This window comes from Kluyvera sp. 1366, from assembly GCF_054823405.1.
In genome coordinates this window covers 326,374-343,231 of the sequence record NZ_JBTRDW010000005.1, presented here as the reverse complement: position 1 = coordinate 343,231, position 16,858 = coordinate 326,374, and the positions used below count along the sequence as shown (strand labels likewise).

Annotated in this window: 17 protein-coding genes; 9 read left to right on the top strand and 8 right to left on the bottom strand. The window is 55.7% G+C overall.

Going from position 1 to position 16,858, the window contains the following annotated elements:
* Positions 1 to 218: 218 nt before the first annotated feature.
* The 4 genes from pnp to ACVLVH_RS13365 all read left to right on the top strand — a co-directional run bounded on the left by pnp (position 219) and on the right by ACVLVH_RS13365 (position 5,459).
* Positions 219 to 2,357: a polyribonucleotide nucleotidyltransferase gene (gene pnp, locus ACVLVH_RS13380; protein WP_101762248.1), complete on the top strand. Its 2,139-nt coding sequence runs from the start codon at positions 219 to 221 to the stop codon at positions 2,355 to 2,357.
* A gap of 129 nt (positions 2,358 to 2,486) precedes the next feature.
* Complete coding sequence (gene nlpI / locus ACVLVH_RS13375; RefSeq protein WP_008104288.1) at positions 2,487 to 3,371, top strand: lipoprotein NlpI; 885 nt, start codon at positions 2,487 to 2,489, stop codon at positions 3,369 to 3,371.
* Positions 3,372 to 3,475: 104 nt separating this feature from the next.
* Positions 3,476 to 3,532, top strand: a complete 57-nt coding sequence (yrbN, locus tag ACVLVH_RS13370) for a protein YrbN (protein ID WP_098053093.1) — start codon at positions 3,476 to 3,478, stop codon at positions 3,530 to 3,532.
* A 16-nt stretch (positions 3,533 to 3,548) separates the two neighbouring features.
* Entirely contained in the window at positions 3,549 to 5,459 is a 1,911-nt protein-coding gene (locus ACVLVH_RS13365) for a DEAD/DEAH family ATP-dependent RNA helicase (protein ID WP_137385063.1), read from the top strand.
* Positions 5,460 to 5,527: 68 nt separating this feature from the next.
* On the opposite strand, the gene ACVLVH_RS13360 is transcribed toward ACVLVH_RS13365, so the two are convergent.
* The gene (locus ACVLVH_RS13360; protein ID WP_192412495.1) at positions 5,528 to 6,274 is read right to left on the bottom strand and encodes an SDR family NAD(P)-dependent oxidoreductase; all 747 of its coding nucleotides are present in this window, start codon (positions 6,272 to 6,274) and stop codon (positions 5,528 to 5,530) included.
* 183 nt (positions 6,275 to 6,457) lie between these two features.
* Here ACVLVH_RS13360 and ACVLVH_RS13355 point away from each other — a divergent pair, with 183 nt between their 5' ends.
* On the top strand, positions 6,458 to 7,375 hold the full coding sequence (locus ACVLVH_RS13355) for an AraC family transcriptional regulator (protein WP_192412493.1): 918 nt from the start codon (positions 6,458 to 6,460) through the stop codon (positions 7,373 to 7,375).
* Positions 7,376 to 7,378: 3 nt separating this feature from the next.
* Here ACVLVH_RS13355 and ACVLVH_RS13350 read toward each other — a convergent pair whose 3' ends face one another.
* From ACVLVH_RS13350 to ubiU, 3 genes are all read right to left on the bottom strand, one after another.
* Positions 7,379 to 8,389 carry a luciferase-like monooxygenase gene (locus ACVLVH_RS13350; protein ID WP_192412491.1) on the bottom strand — a complete coding sequence of 337 codons (1,011 nt, stop codon included), beginning with the start codon at positions 8,387 to 8,389 and terminating at the stop codon, positions 7,379 to 7,381.
* A gap of 117 nt (positions 8,390 to 8,506) precedes the next feature.
* On the bottom strand, positions 8,507 to 9,391 hold the full coding sequence (locus ACVLVH_RS13345) for a U32 family peptidase (protein ID WP_192412489.1): 885 nt from the start codon (positions 9,389 to 9,391) through the stop codon (positions 8,507 to 8,509).
* 9 nt (positions 9,392 to 9,400) lie between these two features.
* Positions 9,401 to 10,396, bottom strand: a complete 996-nt coding sequence (ubiU, locus tag ACVLVH_RS13340; RefSeq protein ID WP_137385068.1) for a ubiquinone anaerobic biosynthesis protein UbiU — start codon at positions 10,394 to 10,396, stop codon at positions 9,401 to 9,403.
* 203 nt (positions 10,397 to 10,599) lie between these two features.
* Between ubiU and ubiT the strand changes: the two genes are divergently transcribed.
* Both ubiT and ACVLVH_RS13330 read left to right on the top strand, forming a co-directional pair.
* Positions 10,600 to 11,124 (top strand): ubiquinone anaerobic biosynthesis accessory factor UbiT, encoded by a 525-nt coding sequence (gene ubiT / locus ACVLVH_RS13335; RefSeq protein WP_192412755.1) that lies wholly within the window; start codon positions 10,600 to 10,602, stop codon positions 11,122 to 11,124.
* On the top strand, positions 11,118 to 11,624 hold the full coding sequence (locus ACVLVH_RS13330) for a GNAT family N-acetyltransferase (protein ID WP_101762241.1): 507 nt from the start codon (positions 11,118 to 11,120) through the stop codon (positions 11,622 to 11,624). Before ubiT ends, ACVLVH_RS13330 begins: the two co-directional genes overlap by 7 nt.
* On the opposite strand, the gene ACVLVH_RS13325 is transcribed toward ACVLVH_RS13330, so the two are convergent.
* Positions 11,608 to 11,895, bottom strand: coding sequence for a GIY-YIG nuclease family protein (locus tag ACVLVH_RS13325; RefSeq protein ID WP_101762240.1), 288 nt, complete (start codon positions 11,893 to 11,895; stop codon positions 11,608 to 11,610). The genes ACVLVH_RS13330 and ACVLVH_RS13325 overlap by 17 nt on opposite strands.
* Before the next feature lie 80 nt (positions 11,896 to 11,975).
* Between ACVLVH_RS13325 and ACVLVH_RS13320 the strand changes: the two genes are divergently transcribed.
* Complete coding sequence (locus tag ACVLVH_RS13320; RefSeq protein WP_192235854.1) at positions 11,976 to 12,401, top strand: YhbP family protein; 426 nt, start codon at positions 11,976 to 11,978, stop codon at positions 12,399 to 12,401.
* A gap of 38 nt (positions 12,402 to 12,439) precedes the next feature.
* On the opposite strand, the gene ACVLVH_RS13315 is transcribed toward ACVLVH_RS13320, so the two are convergent.
* Positions 12,440 to 12,961: a type 1 glutamine amidotransferase domain-containing protein gene (locus ACVLVH_RS13315; RefSeq protein WP_101762238.1), complete on the bottom strand. Its 522-nt coding sequence runs from the start codon at positions 12,959 to 12,961 to the stop codon at positions 12,440 to 12,442.
* Positions 12,962 to 13,200: 239 nt separating this feature from the next.
* On the opposite strand from ACVLVH_RS13315, the gene ACVLVH_RS13310 reads away from it, so the two are divergent.
* Complete coding sequence (locus tag ACVLVH_RS13310; RefSeq protein WP_498949519.1) at positions 13,201 to 14,235, top strand: permease; 1,035 nt, start codon at positions 13,201 to 13,203, stop codon at positions 14,233 to 14,235.
* Here the strand turns inward: ACVLVH_RS13310 and nrdG are convergent.
* On the bottom strand, positions 14,128 to 14,694 hold the full coding sequence (nrdG, locus tag ACVLVH_RS13305) for an anaerobic ribonucleoside-triphosphate reductase-activating protein (RefSeq protein WP_498949518.1): 567 nt from the start codon (positions 14,692 to 14,694) through the stop codon (positions 14,128 to 14,130). The genes ACVLVH_RS13310 and nrdG overlap by 108 nt on opposite strands.
* Positions 14,691 to 16,829 (bottom strand): anaerobic ribonucleoside-triphosphate reductase, encoded by a 2,139-nt coding sequence (nrdD, locus tag ACVLVH_RS13300; RefSeq protein ID WP_192412482.1) that lies wholly within the window; start codon positions 16,827 to 16,829, stop codon positions 14,691 to 14,693. The genes nrdG and nrdD overlap by 4 nt, the downstream gene beginning before the upstream one ends.
* Positions 16,830 to 16,858: the final 29 nt, after the last annotated feature.

The following is a 16,858-nucleotide window of genomic DNA, read 5'->3' as shown; positions in this document are numbered from 1 at the left end:
CCTTTATGGCCCCTTTTTTCGAGCAATCCGCAGCAATCCGGACCAAACTCATGTATTGTTGCAGAGAGTGATCTTTGCTTGCAGAGGTTCGCGCGGCTAATGAGAGGCTTTACCGCATGGGCGGTTAAGGTTGTCATTAGTCGCGAGGATGCAACTGAAGATCGGTAATCCCCGGCGCGCCAGAATGGGCTGCGCCTCTGAATTTAAGGACTTAAATTTTGCTGAACCCGATCGTACGCAAATTCCAATATGGTCAGCATACCGTCACGCTGGAAACCGGCATGATGGCGCGCCAGGCTACCGCTGCAGTAATGGTGAGCATGGATGACACTGCTGTATTCGTTACCGTTGTTGGCCAGAAAAAAACTAAACCAGGTCAGGATTTCTTCCCGCTGACGGTTAACTATCAGGAGCGTACTTACGCTGCTGGTCGTATCCCGGGTAGCTTCTTCCGTCGTGAAGGCCGTCCAAGCGAAGGCGAAACCCTGATCTCACGCCTGATTGACCGTCCAGTTCGTCCGCTGTTCCCGGAAGGCTTCATTAACGAAGTGCAGGTTATTGCAACCGTTGTTTCTGTTAACCCACAGGTTAACCCAGACATCGTTGCGATGATCGGTGCCTCTGCTGCGCTGGCTCTGTCAGGTCTGCCGTTCAATGGCCCAATCGGCGCAGCGCGCGTGGGTTATATCAACGATCAGTACGTACTGAACCCAACTGCGGATGAAATCAACGAATCACGTCTGAACCTGGTTGTTGCCGGTACCCAGAACGCGGTGCTGATGGTGGAATCAGAAGCTGACATCCTGACCGAAGAACAGATGCTGGGCGCTGTGGTATACGGCCACGACCAGCAGCAGATCGTTATCGAAAACATCAACGCGCTGGTTGCCGAAGCGGGTAAACCACGTTGGGATTGGCAGCCACTGCCAACTAACGATGCACTGATCGCACGCGTTACTGCACTGGCAGAAGCGGGCATCAGCGACGCTTACCGCATCACTGATAAGCAAGAGCGTTACACTCAGGTTGGCGCAGTGAAAGACGCGACCATCGCTGCACTGCAGGCTGAAGATGAAACGCTGGATGCTGGCGATATCGCTGACATCGTGCACGATCTCGAGAAGAGCGTTGTTCGTAGCCGCATCATCCGTGGCGAACCGCGTATCGATGGCCGTGAGAAAGATATGATTCGTGGCCTGGATGTGCGCACTGGCGTACTGCCACGCACGCACGGTTCTTCACTGTTTACCCGTGGTGAAACGCAGGCGCTGGTTACCGCAACATTGGGTACCGCACGTGATGCGCAGAATCTGGATGAGTTGATGGGCGAGCGTACCGATAGCTTCCTGTTCCACTACAACTTCCCTCCATACTGCGTGGGCGAAACCGGTATGGTTGGCTCACCGAAGCGTCGTGAAATTGGTCACGGTCGTCTGGCGAAGCGCGGCGTGCTGGCAGTAATGCCTAAGCAAGCGGATTTCCCCTACACCGTGCGTGTGGTTTCAGAAATCACCGAATCTAACGGTTCTTCTTCAATGGCTTCCGTGTGCGGTGCTTCTCTGGCACTGATGGATGCTGGCGTACCGATCAAAGCAGCCGTAGCCGGTATTGCGATGGGTCTGGTTAAAGAAGCCGACAACTTTGTGGTTCTGTCTGATATCCTGGGTGACGAAGATCACCTCGGCGATATGGACTTTAAAGTAGCGGGTAGCCGCGATGGTATCACTGCGCTGCAGATGGATATCAAAATTGAAGGCATCACCCGCGAAATCATGCAGGTTGCTCTGAACCAAGCGAAGGGTGCGCGTCTGCACATTCTGAGCGTGATGGAACAGGCAATCAGCACGCCGCGTCAGGAAATTTCTGAGTTCGCGCCGCGCATTTACACCATCAAAATCAGTTCAGACAAGATCAAAGATGTCATCGGTAAAGGCGGCTCAGTGATCCGTGCGCTGACCGAAGAAACCGGCACCACCATCGAAATCGAAGATGACGGTACCGTGAAGATTGCTGCTACTGATGGCCTGAAAGCCAAAGAAGCCATTCGTCGTATCGAAGAGATCACTGCTGAGATCGAAGTTGGTCGCGTTTACTCTGGTAAAGTGACACGTATCGTTGATTTCGGTGCCTTCGTGGCAATCGGCGGCGGTAAAGAAGGTTTGGTGCACATCTCTCAGATCGCCGACAAGCGCGTAGAGAAAGTGACCGATTACCTGCAGATGGGCCAGGAAGTTCCAGTGAAAGTCATGGAAGTGGACCGTCAGGGCCGTGTACGCCTGAGCATCAAAGAAGCGACAGAGCAGAAACCAGCGGAAGAAGTTGCTACCGCTGCATCTGATGCATCTGACGCCGAGTAAGCGTTTACCGATTTACCTCTCCCTGCTTTGCGGGGAGAGGTGTTTAGATCATCGCGAGGGCGGGAATCCTTGTGCACAGCAGGAGGATGACAGGATGGTTGTCCCAATGTTTGTATTCGGGAGTGGGAAATGAAGCCTTTTTTGCGCTGGTGTTTTGTTGCGACAGCTATCACGCTGGCAGGATGCAGCAACTCCAATTGGCGTAAGAACGAAGTTCTGGCAGTACCTTTGCAGCCCACACTGCAGCAAGAGGTGATCCTGGCGCGAATGGAACAAATTCTTGCCAGTCGTGCCCTGACCGATGATGAACGCGCACAGCTATTATATGAGCGCGGAGTGTTGTATGATAGTTTGGGTCTGAGGGCATTAGCGCGGAACGATTTTTCGCAAGCGCTGTCTATAAGACCAGATATGCCTGAGGTATTCAACTATCTCGGTATATACTTAACGCAGGCAGGTAACTTTGATGCTGCCTATGAAGCGTTTGATTCTGTACTTGAGCTTGATCCAACTTACAACTATGCGCATTTAAACCGTGGTATCGCCCTCTATTACGGCGGTCGATACAAGTTAGCGCAAGATGATCTGCTGGCGTTTTATCAAGACGATCCTAACGATCCATTCCGCAGCCTTTGGCTCTATCTCGTTGAAAGCGATATGGATGCCGACAAGGCAAAAGTTACGCTGAGACAGCGTCATGACAAAGCGGTTCGCGATCAATGGGGATGGAATATTGTCGAGTTCTACCTTGGCGACATCAGTGAAAAAACGCTGATGGAACGTCTCAAGGCGGACGCAACGGATAACACCTCGCTCGCTGAACATCTCAGTGAAACCAACTTCTATTTAGGTAAGTATTACCTAAGTCTGGGGGAGAAGGACGACGCGAAAGCGTTGTTCAAACTGGCGGTGGCCAACAACGTTAATAACTTTGTTGAGCACCGATACGCATTGTTGGAACTGGCGCAACTCGGCCAGACACAAGACGATTTATCAGAATCTGACCAGCAATAGCTGACGAACTTTTATTGCCTGAATACCTGTAAAGTCATCATCTTCAGAGATGAGGGCTTTTCTGTTCGTCAAAACTTCTAATTTGAGCCGGTTCACACTTTTTGATGAAAATGACTGAAAGTTTTCACGACGAGTTATGTAGACTGGCCGCCGCAATCTAAGAGGCACGTGTACTACATGACTGATATTCAAACCACTTTTGCTGACCTTGGCCTGAACGCCGACATCCTCGAATCACTGAACGGTATGGGCTACGTAAAGCCTTCTCCAATCCAGGCTGAGTGTATTCCTCACCTGCTGGCTGGCCGTGACGTGTTGGGTATGGCGCAGACCGGTAGTGGTAAAACTGCGGCATTCTCACTGCCGCTGCTAAACAACATTGATCCTACTGTTAAAGCACCGCAAATTTTGGTGCTGGCACCTACCCGCGAATTGGCGGTACAGGTTGCTGAAGCCGTCACAGAATTCTCTAAACACATGCGTGGCATTAACGTGGTAGCCCTGTACGGCGGCCAACGTTATGACGTACAGCTGCGCGCACTGCGTCAGGGACCACAAGTTGTTGTCGGTACCCCTGGTCGTCTGCTGGATCACCTGAAGCGTGGCACGTTAGATCTGTCTAACCTGCGCGGTCTGGTGCTGGACGAAGCGGATGAAATGCTGCGTATGGGCTTCATCGAAGACGTTGAAACCATCATGGCGCAGATTCCAGACGGTCATCAGACCGCGCTGTTCTCAGCCACCATGCCAGAAGCGATTCGTCGTATTACCAAGCGCTTCATGAAAGATCCACAGGAAGTGCGCATCCAGTCAAGCCTGACTACGCGCCCGGACATTTCTCAGTCTTACTGGACCGCTTACGGCCGTAAAACTGATGCGCTGGTTCGTTTCCTGGAAGCGGAAGATTTCGATGCAGCCATCATCTTCGTGCGTACCAAAAATGCCACGCTGGAAGTGGCCGAAGCGCTGGAGCGCAGCGGTTATAACAGCGCAGCACTGAACGGCGACATGAACCAGGCACTGCGTGAGCAGACGCTGGAGCGTTTGAAAGATGGTCGTCTCGACATCCTGATCGCAACCGACGTTGCAGCACGTGGTCTGGACGTTGAGCGTATCAGTCTGGTCGTAAACTTTGATATCCCAATGGATGCAGAGTCTTACGTTCACCGTATCGGCCGTACCGGCCGTGCTGGTCGTGCAGGTCGTGCGTTGCTGTTCGTCGAGAACCGCGAGCGTCGTCTGCTGCGCAACATCGAACGCACCATGAAGCTGACTATTCCAGAAGTTGAGCTGCCGAACGCAGAACTGCTGGGTGAGCGTCGTCTGGCTAAGTTCGCGGCTAAAGTACAGCAGCAGCTGGAAAGCAGCGATCTGGACCAGTACCGCGCACTGCTGAGCAAAATGCAGCCGGGCGAAGATCTGGATATCGAAACGCTGGCCGCAGCACTGCTGAAAATGGCTCAGGGCGAACGTCCACTGATTCTGCCACCAGAAGCACCGCGTCCAGCGCGTCGCGAGTTCAGCGATCGTCCTGACCGTGGTGAGCGTCGCGATTCACGTGATTCTCGTGGTCCACGCGAAAGCCGTGACAGCCGTGATGGTGATCGTCCACGTCGTGAACGTCGTGACGTTGGCGAAATGCAGCTGTACCGCATTGAAGTGGGCCGTGATGATGGTGTTGAAGTTCGTCACATCGTTGGCGCGATCGCTAACGAAGGTGACATCAGCAGCCGTTACATCGGTAACATCAAGCTGTTTGGTACTCACTCAACCATCGAACTGCCGAAAGGCATGCCGGGCGAAGTGCTGCAGCACTTCACTCGTACGCGTATTCTGAACAAACCGATGAATATGCAGCTGATGGGTGATGCGCCAGTGCACGAGCGTAGCGAACGTCGTCCATCTGCTGGCGGCGAACGTCGTGGCAATGGCGCACCGCGCGGTGATGGTGCTCCACGTGGCGAAGGCGCTCCACGTCGCTTCTCCGAACGTCGTGAAGGTGGCCGTGAAGGCGGACGCTTCAGCCGTGAAGGTGGTCGTGGCCCGCGTCCAGAAGGCGCTGCTGCACCACGTCGTCGTGACGCATAAGCGATAAACGCGAAAAGTAAAAAGGGACGCTAATGCGTCCCTTTTTTTATGCCTGTGGAAAGTAAATTTTACACGCCACCAGCAATCAGCACGCGTTCACCGCTAACGTAAGCTGACTCTTCTGACGCCAGAAACAGCGCCACCTGCGCCACATCTTCCGGCAAGCCAAAGCGTCCGAGCGGCGTTGCCGCTATCAGCTGTGCTTTCAACTCCGGGTGCATCTTCTTCGCCGCCAGCAAACCTTCAGTCAAAATAATGCCGGGTGCTAACGCATTGACGCGAATATTACGTGGCCCAAGCTCGCGTGCGAGGCCCTGCGTTAAGGTATCGATCGCGCCTTTGGTTGCTGCCCAAAGCACCGAGCCGGGCGTGCTGCGTTGGCTATTTAAAGCGCTAAGGTTGATGATGGAACCGCCGCGTGCGGGGAAATGTTTTGCCGCCTGCTGACACACCAGCAAGGTACCCAGCAGATTCACATTCAGCTGCTGCTGCATCTCGCTGAGGCTAAGCTCGGCAAAGTCACCGTGGTGAAAAATGCCGGCGTTATTCACCACAATATCGGGCGCGCCAAACTGCTCAATGCTGCTAGCGAACAAGCGCTGCACATCGGCCTCGCGTGAGATATCAGCCTGTACGGCGATGGCGTCGCTACCCAGCGCCTGAATGTCGGTCACCACATCCGCCGCACCCACTTCGTCCTGAAGATAATTCACCACTACCCGAGCACCGGCCGCCGCGAAAGTCATGGCGATGGCGGCACCAATGCCTTTCGAAGCGCCCGTCACCAGCGCAATTTTACCTTCAAGTGTTTTCATCGTGTCTCTCCACCTGAGATTTCGGGGAAAATAAAGCATGCGCTGTCCATACAATCGGGTGGTAGCGCAATCCTGCAAGCTTCTTGCACGATCCTGCAAATCTGCTGTTCAAGGACTAGTCGCAGCGCCAACCACAAGCGAGAATATTAAATCAGTGATTTCTTACCGCGGAGCACCGAGCGCATGATTCATCAGGAACAATGGCAGCAGTTGGTGACAATTATTGCTCGCCACGCACCGCAGGATGGTCGTCACTATTGCCCAATCGATTTTCTCTCTTTCGGCCGCAGTTCTCAGCCCACCAGTTTGGCGCATGTGGCGACCTGGGCGAGCTTTGCCCTGATCGCGCAGGGGCAAAAAGCGCTGCGCATGGGTGATGAAGTGATGCATTACGGGCCGGGCGATTTACTGTTGGTGACGCTTGATATGCCGGTGCAATCCTGCGTGGTCATGGCAACGCCAGAGAAACCGAATCTTGGTGTGGGCATCACCATCAACGAAACGCGTCTGATGCGTTATCTGGAACACTTTCCGCACCATCAACTCGGCAGCACGGCGGTGAGCGAGCGCGGTATCGCCGTGCATAAAGTCGCGCCCCCGTTGGTGGATGCGGTGATGCGTTTGGTCGAGTTGCTGGATCACCCGCAGGACATTGCTGCGCTGGCACCGTTGATTGAGCAGGAGATTTTCTATCGTTTGCTGACTGGACCCGAAGGGCCGCGCATTCTCAACATGGCGTTGACGGAACGGCCAGGCAACAAAGTGGCGCGCGCCGCGCGTTGGCTACGCGAAAACTTTCATCAGCCGTTGAAAATGGATTTTCTGGCGAGCAGCGTAGGGATGAGTATTTCGTCGCTGCATCATCACTTTAAAGCGGTAACGGCGATGACGCCGATGCAGTATCAAAAGCAGCTGCGGCTCAACGAGGCGCGGCGTTTGATGTTGATTGAGAAGCTGGATGCCGGCACGGCGGGTTATCGGGTGGGTTATCAAAGTGCTTCGCAGTTCAGTCGCGAATACAGCCGTTTTCACGGTCAGTCACCGGCGCGAGACGTGCGAACCATTGCGGTGGGCCCAGAGTGGTTAAACCCACCGCAATGAGGTTTACAGCGTGCGCGCTGCTTCCATTGCCAGCGCGAAGGAGCGCAGACGCGCCTGCGAATCGTAAATCTGGCCGTTAACCATAATCTCGTCCGCCTGGGTTTCACGCATCAGCGCGGCGAGGCCGCTGCGGACTTTATCGCTATCGCCGACAATCGACATGCTGAGTGCCTGCTGCACGCCATATTGCTCGGACGGCGACCACAGATTATCCATGTTCTCCACCGGCGCAGGTAGCGGACCCGGTTTGCCGCGACGCAGGTTAATAAACTGCTGCTGCATCGAGGTGAACAGGAAGCGGGCGTCACGTTCGCTATCGGCTGCGACGACGTTGACGCACACCATCGCATACGGCTTCGCCAGACGTGTGGAAGGTTTGAATTTCTCACGATAGAGATGCAGCGCCTGGAACAGCAGATCCGGCGCGAAATGCGAGGCAAATGCAAACGGCAAACCCAGCTGAGCGGCCAGTTGCGCGCTGTACAGGCTGGAACCGAGCAGCCACACCGGAATTTTCAATCCTAAACCTGGAACCGGTTGTACTGGTGGATGTTCTCCCTCTTCGGCGTCAAACCAGCGAATCAGTTCAGAGACATCTTCCGGAAAACTATCTGCCTGGCCGCTGGAAAGATGACGACGCAACGCCAGCATGGTGCGTTGGTCGGAACCCGGCGCGCGGCCCAGTCCCAAATCGATGCGCCCAGGATAGAGTGACTCGAGGGTACCAAACTGTTCGGCGATCACCAGCGGCGCGTGATTGGGCAGCATAATGCCGCCTGAACCGAGGCGCAGCGTTTCGGTATTGGCCGCTAAATAGCCAATCAGCACTGACGTCGCGGCGCTGGCAATCCCCGTCATATTATGGTGTTCCGCCAGCCAGTAGCGGTGAAAGCCCAATGCTTCGGACTGACGGGCCAGTGCCAGCGAATTATGGAACGCGTCGCGTGCAGTGGAACCTTGTGGAATAGGGGCCAGATCCAACACGGACAGGCGAACAGTTTTTTTCTCAGACATGGGCACTCCAAATAGGGATGGCGCAGGTGTTTAGTCGGACCTGCGCTTGTGAGTATTACTCATCGTTACCTATATTAAAACTGCTAATAACAGCAGGAATATAGCCGGAATGTGCCTTTACCTGCCGCCTTCCAGTGCCATTCCCGCCAGGCGACGCCAATAACCATTACAATCACTGCCGCGCGCCATCATTAGCGGTGCCTGACCGCCTTCGTTGGCGCGGAAGCGATCCACTTCGGCGAGCGTACTTTCGCCCTGGGGCGACAAACGCACAATGTCGATCCAGTTATGCATGCCGCTCAGGTCATTGCCGAGGTTGTAGCAATAGCCGCTCATGGTCTGAATGCCGTTGAGCACAAACACCTGCTGGCCTTCCTGCGAGAGCACGCGACGGCCGGTTGGGTAATTGATGCAGCAGGTTTGGCAATCATCTTTGCCACGATTCTCGGCGCGTGCGGTAAAGCAGCGTGCTGACAGCGCCAGCGGCAGATGACCATAGCCAAGCACTTCCACCTCAAATTGTTCGCGCACACCCGCCGCATCGCACTGTTGCAGCAGTTGAATCAGCCAGTCGCGGGACATCTCCACCGGAATGCACCAGCGCGTCATGCCTTCTTTCAGCAACAGTTGCAGCGTCTGCGCGTTATACACATTCAGCGTTGGGCCGGCGACAAACGGCAATTTGCGCTCCGCCGCCATGTTCACGGTGCCGATATCATTGGCTTCCAGCAGGAACTCTCCGTTCTCGACATAGCGGCGCAGCTCTTTGACTTCCGATGGCGACTGCAGCAGTGCCAACGTACTCAGCACCACTTGCTTGCCCTGAAGCGCCAGCATGCGCGCGATGTCCATCCATTGATGGAACGAGGTAGCGCGTCTTTTACTGCAGACGGCTTCGCCGAGATAAATGATCTCCGCGCTGCTCTCGGCGGCGCGTTGATAAAAGGTTTCCAGCGTTGCAGTTGGCCAGTACCACAGCACCGGCCCGATGGCGTATTTCATGCGATCTCCTTATTGCCAGTCACGGTGATAAGCACCGAGCGTGGTTTGGCTGCCTTCTGATAACTCGCCCAACGCCTGCATCCAGGGTTCCTGCACGGCATACTGTTCCGGCGATGCCATGCAGCGATCAATGGCCTGACGCCACACTTTCGCTACCTGCGCCACATAGGCCGGGCTGCGCTGACGTCCTTCAATTTTCACCGAGGCAATGTTGGCGCGCAGCAGTTCAGGCAGCAGCGACAAGGTGTTCAGGCTGGTGGGCTCCTCCAGTACGTGATAGAGCTGGTTATCCACTTCGTAACGGCCTTTGCACAAGGTGGGATAGCCAGCGCTCTCGTCGGGTGCGTAACGGTCAATCAGCACCTCATTCAGGCGCGATTCCATGCCTTTTGGCGTCTGCTGCCAACGCACAAATTTCGCCGGCGAGCAGGCTCCCGCGCTGTTAGGCGACTCGCCGGTCAGCCAGGAAGAGAGGTAGCAGCGGCCTTCAGCCATAATGCACAGGCTACCGAAAGCGAACACTTCCAGCGGTACCGGCGTTTCACGCGCCAGCTGTTTGACCTGATGCATCGACAGCACGCGCGGCAGCACCACGCGGCTGAGTTGAAAATGACGATGGTAAAAATGGATGGCCTGCAGATTGGTGGCGGAGGCCTGTACCGAAAGGTGACGCTCAACCTGCGGATAGTGTTTTGCCGCGTACTCCAGCGTGGCAATATCGGCCAGAATCAACGCATCCGCGCCGTTCTGAGCGGCAACATCAATCGCGCTTTGCCAGCGATTGATGCCATCAGGATGGGCGAAGGTGTTGATTGCCACATGCAGTTTGCGCCGATGCTGATGCAGATAGCGTGCGGCTTCAGCCAGTTTCTTATCGGTAAAATTGAGGCCAGCAAAGTGGCGGGCATTGGTATCGTCTTTCAGGCCGACATACACCGCGTCAGCACCATGCTCCACCGCCGATTTCAGCGCAGGCAAATTCCCCGCCGGACACAGCAGTTCCATACATTTTCCTCCCCGGATTCTGAAGCCGAAGAGTGTAAATAACTGACCCGACAGCAATGTTGATTTAAGGCAGTGAAAGCGGCATTGATGATCGGGAGTGAAGGTTTTTCGTCCAGCCAGGCGGCGATTTCCTTGATCTCAGTGGAGGCGAAGCCGGTCAGATGTGGCAAAATAGATGAAATTTTCTGAAGGGAATGACGATGATGTTTGCGCGCTTACGCGGTCTGATTGTTAAAAAAGGGCCAGAATTCCTTGCTTTACCTGTTTCCATTACCCCTTTCCCGCTAAAAAAAGCTATTCTGCAACAACTCCTAAACTGGCAATTTCGTCATGCTTTGTCTGAAGGTGAGTTAGACTTTCTGGAAGGGCGTTATCTGGGGATTGAGGTTGCCGATGTGAATCTGCGCTGGATCACCACCCTGCAAGCAGGGCGCCTGACCGTTTCGCGCGACACCGAGGCTGATGTCTGGTTTCGCGGTGAAGCCAACGATCTGTTGCTGGTGGCAGCACGCAAAGCGGATCCCGATATGTTGTTCTTTCAACGCCGTCTGGTGATTGAAGGTGACACTGAGCTGGGACTTGAGGTGAAAAACCTGATGGATGCCATTGAACTGGATGCCATGCCCACGCCATTACGCACGGGATTGCAGCAGCTCGCTGCTTTTATTGAGACAGGAATGAAACAGGACGCGAAGGCCGCTGAGGCGCGCGCGGGGATCTCATGTTGATTCGTACTGAAATTGGCGTTGATGCAGCAGGCATCGATAGCCTGTTAAAGCGCAGTTTTGCTACCGCTGCCGAAGCGGAACTGATACAGCAACTGCGCGAAGATGGCTTACTGACTCTCGGTGTAGTTGCCACGGATGATGAAGGTCAGGTGCTGGGTTATGCCGCTTTCAGTCCGGTGACCCTGCAGGGAGAAGACCGCAACTGGGTCGCGTTGGCGCCGCTCGCCGTGGATGAATCGGTGCGCAAACAGGGCCTTGCTAAACGGCTGGTGTATGAAGGATTGGATTCACTGAATGAGTTCAGCTACAGCGCCGTGGTGGTGCTGGGCGATCCTGAGTTCTACAATCCACTCGGCTTTGAACCGGCGGCACGTCATGGTTTGCACTGTCGCTGGTTAGGCAGTGAAGCGGCCTTTCAGGTTTACAAACTGGCCGACGATGCGTTTGTCGGCGCAGAAGGGCTGATCGAATTCGCGCTGCCGTTTAACCGTTTCGACTAAACCAAGCCACTAAGCAGGGCGGCTGCTGTGCAACCAGCAGCAGCTTTTGCGCGCGGCTCAGCTGCTTCACCTGATATTCCAGGCGTGACGCCGCCGCCCGATCGCCCGCATCGCAGTGAAACACCAGCGTCAGCGGGCCCTTGCCACGTAGCGAACGCGCGCCGCGTCCCTGCTGATGCTGTTGCAGCCGACGATTAACATCGGTGGTGATGCCGGTATATAGCATCCCTGCGGCGGTTTGTAGCAGATAAAGCTGCCAGCCTTGTTCCATCATACTTATCCCGAAAATTAGCTGGCAGGCAGTGTAGCGCGCTTCAGGCCGCATCGCTATTCGCCGCACGGAGTCCAATTTTGTCCGACCATGCTCATCTGATTCGCTACTTAAAAAAACAGCACGTGCTGTCGTTATCTGCCAGCCACGGCGACGATCTGTGGTGTGCCAACTGCTTTTATGTATTTGATGCCGCGAACATGGCGTTCTGGCTGATGACTGAACCGGACACGCGCCATGGCGCATTAATCCAGTCAAATCCGCGCGTGGCGGGCACGGTGAATGGCCAGCCCAAAAGTGTGCTGCTGATTAAAGGCGTGCAGTATCGCGGCGTGATTCAGCTGCTAAGCGGAGACAGGGAAGTTATTGCGCGTCACGCCTATCAGAAGCGTTTTCCAGTGGCAAAGAAGGTCACCGCACCATTGTGGGAAATCGTGCTCGACGAAGTGAAGATGACCGACAATGCGCTGGGCTTTGGCAAAAAGATTATCTGGACCCGGCCTTAGGGCCGCCATTCACGGCGACCCCAATGCAGGAAAAACTATCAGGCCGCGTTCAAAATCCGCAGCGACTCGCGATTAAACGCGGGCAGGTCTTCAGGCGTGCGGCTGGTAACTAACTTGTCATCATCCACCACCACTTCTTTATCGTAAAAATCCGCACCGGCATTACGCAGATCGATGGCGATGGCTTTTACGCTGGTCATTTTGCGGCCGCGCACGCCGTTCGCGCTGATCAGCAGCTGCGGGCCATGGCAAATGGCAAACACCGGCTTGCCGCTGGCGACAAACTCCCTGGTGAAGTTGACGAAACGATCGTCACCGCGCAGGGCATCGGGCGAGTGTCCGCCGGGCAGCAGCAGCGCATCGAACTCGGCTGCATTCACATCATCAATAGCCTTGTCGATGTTGACCTCAGCTTTACCCTGCTTCCCTTTAACGATGTTGCCGGCCTTAAACTCGATGGTAACCACTTCATGGCCCGCCTGAGTGTAAGCCTCCGCCGGTGAGGTAAACTCTGAGTCTTCAAATTCATCGGTAATCAGTACCGCTATTTTCTTGCTCATCTTTTTTCCTCCTTGTTGATCACGAACCTTATGTTCGTTGCACTTCTAACCCAACAAGCCTGGTAGCCATGTCGCAAAAAGCAAGCCAGCCGGCAATTCTTCCGGGAGGTAAATTTCCGCGCCGGATCAAGTTTAGGCGATTTCCACATGGCGCAATGAAATGACCTGAATGACACTAAGGCCTTTCCGCCGCGTATCCTAACGCGGCATCGTTATTCAGTTGAATACGGAATTCCGTGATGACCCAACTCCCTTCTCATGCCCCGGCGACACGCTTCGCCTGGTGGAAACCGCTGCTGTTCCTCGCCGTGGTAGTAATCGGCCTGTGGTATGTCAAATGGCAGCCTTATTACGGCAAAGCCTTTACTGCTGCCGAAACGCATTCGATCGGTAAATCGATTCTGGCCAATGCGGCGGACTCACCGTGGCGCGCGGCGCTTGATTACGCCATGGTCTATTTCCTCGCCGTGTGGAAAGCGGCCGTGCTCGGGGTGATCCTCGGATCGTTGGTGCAGGTGCTGATTCCGCGCGCCTGGCTGCTGCGTCTGATGGGCAGCTCACGCTTTGGCTCGACGCTGATGGGCACTGGATTAGGTTTGCCGGGCATGATGTGCAGCTGCTGTGCGGCACCAGTGACCGCTGGCTTACGTCAGTCACAGGTTTCCAGCGGTGCGGCGATGGCGTTCTGGCTGGCGAATCCGCTGCTCAATCCTGCCACGCTGATTTTTATGGGCTTTGTGCTCGGCTGGCATTTTGCGGCGATTCGGCTGGTGGCAGGTTTGATGATGGTGTTGGGCATCGCGTGGCTGGTGCAGCGCAGCGTGCCGGATCAAGCCGTTACCGCGCCCGTTATCCCGGCCCGCGATGAACAGCCGTTTCTGTCACGCTGGCTGCGGGTGATGTGGCGACTGTTCTGCAACACCATTCCGCTGTATATCGTCGCGGTATTGTTGCTCGGCGCCGCGCGCGTGTGGCTGTTCCCGCACGCGGATGGCGCGGTGGGTAATACGCTGTTTTGGGTGATGTTGATGGCAATCGCCGGCTGCCTGTTTGTGATTCCTACCGCCGCGGAAATCCCGATTGTGCAGACCATGATGCTGGCGGGCATGGGCATTGCGCCCGCGCTGGCGTTACTAGTCACGCTGCCCGCCGTGAGTGTGCCGTCGTTATTGATGCTGCGTCGCGCCTTTCCCGCACGGGCGCTGTGGATCGCGCTGATCGGCGTGGCAGGCAGCGGCATGCTGCTCGGCGTGCTCGCTTTGTGGCTGGCGTAACCACCAAATCTTCTGATTGCGGCTGCCGCGCCACAGCAGCCGCGCATCTTTCTCCGCTTCGATAAAGCGTCCATCAATCAGCACATCAATTTCCTCCACCACTTCGCGCTGCGCCGCGCTGAGTTCCGCCATTTCATATCCGGTCCACAGCCAGATATCCTTATCCGGACACTCACGCCGCACGCGTTTCACCAGACGACGTATATGCGGCACGTTGTGCGGATGCAGCGGATCGCCGCCGCTCAGCGACAAGCCCTGGCGCACAATGCGCCGATCGTTAAGATCGGCGATCAGCTGCTCTTCCATCTCCAGCGTAAACGGCACGCCGGAATCCAGCCGCCACGTGCTTTGGTTGTAGCAGCCGCGACATTGATGTTCGCAGCCCGCGACAAACAGCGTGCAGCGCGTGCCGGGCCCGTTAACGATATCAACCGGATAATAGCCGTGGATGCGCATCATCCCAGTTTTCCTGTCTCCAGATGTTTAACGCGCCGCTGTACTTCTTGCTGCTTACCGGCGTTAAACGGACGCGCATCCGGGCTGCCGAGATAGCCGCACACGCGGCGCGTCACCGACACGCGCGCCGGATCGTGATTACCACAGCATGGGCAGGTAAACCCTTTGCTGGTGCAGCTAAACTCGCCGCTAAAGCCGCATTCGTAGCACTCATCAATCGGCGTATTGGTGCCGTAATAGGGCACGCGGTGATAGCTGTAATCCCAGACATCTTCGAGCGCTTTGAGGTTGTGCTGGATGTTGGGATATTCGCCGTAACAGATGAATCCGCCATTAGCGATGGCGGGATAGGGCGCTTCAAAGTCGATCTTGTCGTACGGATTGACCTTCTTCTCCACGTCGAGATGGAAGCTATTGGTGTAATACCCTTTGTCGGTAACGCCGGCCACCACGCCAAATTCGGCGGCATCGAGGCGACAGAAGCGGTCGCACAGATTCTCGCTCGGCGTGCTGTACAAGCTGAAGCCGTAGCCGGTTTCCGCTTTCCACGCATCCACCGCGCGGCGCAGGTGCGTGACAATCGCCACGCCTTTTTCCCGCAGGTAATTGGCGTCATACGGATGCACTTGGTTGCCGCTCAGCGCATTCAGCGTTTCATGCAAGCCGATGTAGCCAAGGGAAATTGAGGCGCGGCCGTTGCGGAAAATGGCGCCCACTTCGTCATCCGCTTTCAGGCGCACGCCGCAGGCACCTTCCATATAGAGAATCGGCGCTACGCGCGCTTTGGTTTTTTCCAACCGGGCGATACGCGTCATTAAGGCACGTTTCGCCAGCGCCAGACGTTCATCGAGCAAGCGCCAGAACTGCGCTTCATCGCCTTTGGCTTGCAGGGCGATACGCGGCAGATTGAGGCTAATGACGCCAATATTGTTGCGGCCTTCGTGAATCTGCTCGCCGTTCTCCTCGTAGACGCCAAGGAAGCTACGGCAGCCCATCGGGGTTTTAAACGAGCCGGTCACTTCCACCACTTTTTCGTAGTTGAGGATATCCGGATACATACGCTTGCTGGCGCACTCTAGCGCCAGCTGCTTGATATCGTAATTAACATCGCCAGGCCGATGATTCACGCCTTCGCGGATAGCAAACACCAGTTTCGGGAATACCGCGGTTTTGTGATTTTTGCCCAATCCGGCAATGCGGTTGCGCAGAATGGATTGCTGGATCAGGCGCGCGGCCCAGTCGGTGCCGAGGCCAAAGCCAAAGGTGACAAACGGCGTCTGGCCGTTGGCGGTGTGCAGCGTATTCACTTCATATTCCAGCGACTGAAACGCGTCGTAGCACTCTTTCTCGGTGCGAACGCGCGCATAGGCTTCGGCATCCGCAATCTGCCATTCCAGCGCCACCGCGCGGTGTTTTTCCAGACTGAGCGTAACGAACGGTGCCAGCACTTCATCAATGCGATTGATGGTGGTGCCGCCGTAAATGTGGCTGGCGACCTGCGCGATGATCTGTGCGGTCACCGCCGTGGCGGTGGCGATTGATTTGGGCGGCTCGATCTCGGCGTTGCCCATCTTAAAACCGTGGGTCAGCATGCCGTGCAGATCGATTAGCATGCAGTTAAACATCGGGAAGAACGGGGAATAGTCGAGATCGTGATAGTGGATGTCACCACGTTCATGCGCCAGCACCACATCGCGTGGCAAGAGTTGCTGCTGAGCGTAATGTTTGGCGACGATGCCAGCCAGCAGATCGCGCTGGGTGGGAATCACTTTGCTGTCTTTATTGGCGTTTTCATTGAGCAGCGCGGCGTTGGTTTGCTCCACTAAACCGCGAATAGCGTGATGCAGTTTACCGCGCTGCTCGCGTGCTAAATCGCGGTCATGGCGATATTCGATGTAGGCACGCGCCAGCTGCGGCCAGCGCCCGCTCATCAGCGTCTCTTCCACCGCACACTGGATGTCGCGGATATCCACTTCAGCCTTGTCAGCCAGCTGTTGACTGACCTGCGCCGCCACTTGCGCGCACCACGCCGTATCATCGATTTGTGCCGCAGCTGCAGCCGCGTTGACTGCCGCCTCGATCCGCTGCGCATCAAACGGCACTCTGCAGCCGTCACGCTTAATCACCACCGTCGCCATTTCTTCTCCATGAAACTATATGTAGATAA

Coding starts and splice junctions, on each gene's coding strand:
- nrdG (WP_498949518.1), bottom strand. CDS start 14,694: ATGATGCGCATCCACGGCTATTATCCGGTTGATATCGTTAACGGGCCC.
- ACVLVH_RS13360 (WP_192412495.1), bottom strand. CDS start 6,274: ATGAAAACACTTGAAGGTAAAATTGCGCTGGTGACGGGCGCTTCGAAA.
- ACVLVH_RS13310 (WP_498949519.1), top strand. CDS start 13,201: ATGACCCAACTCCCTTCTCATGCCCCGGCGACACGCTTCGCCTGGTGG.
- nlpI (WP_008104288.1), top strand. CDS start 2,487: ATGAAGCCTTTTTTGCGCTGGTGTTTTGTTGCGACAGCTATCACGCTG.
- ACVLVH_RS13345 (WP_192412489.1), bottom strand. CDS start 9,391: ATGAAATACGCCATCGGGCCGGTGCTGTGGTACTGGCCAACTGCAACG.
- ACVLVH_RS13315 (WP_101762238.1), bottom strand. CDS start 12,961: ATGAGCAAGAAAATAGCGGTACTGATTACCGATGAATTTGAAGACTCA.
- ACVLVH_RS13330 (WP_101762241.1), top strand. CDS start 11,118: ATGTTGATTCGTACTGAAATTGGCGTTGATGCAGCAGGCATCGATAGC.
- ubiT (WP_192412755.1), top strand. CDS start 10,600: ATGTTTGCGCGCTTACGCGGTCTGATTGTTAAAAAAGGGCCAGAATTC.
- ubiU (WP_137385068.1), bottom strand. CDS start 10,396: ATGGAACTGCTGTGTCCGGCGGGGAATTTGCCTGCGCTGAAATCGGCG.
- ACVLVH_RS13365 (WP_137385063.1), top strand. CDS start 3,549: ATGACTGATATTCAAACCACTTTTGCTGACCTTGGCCTGAACGCCGAC.
- ACVLVH_RS13355 (WP_192412493.1), top strand. CDS start 6,458: ATGATTCATCAGGAACAATGGCAGCAGTTGGTGACAATTATTGCTCGC.
- ACVLVH_RS13325 (WP_101762240.1), bottom strand. CDS start 11,895: ATGGAACAAGGCTGGCAGCTTTATCTGCTACAAACCGCCGCAGGGATG.
- ACVLVH_RS13350 (WP_192412491.1), bottom strand. CDS start 8,389: ATGTCTGAGAAAAAAACTGTTCGCCTGTCCGTGTTGGATCTGGCCCCT.
- nrdD (WP_192412482.1), bottom strand. CDS start 16,829: ATGGCGACGGTGGTGATTAAGCGTGACGGCTGCAGAGTGCCGTTTGAT.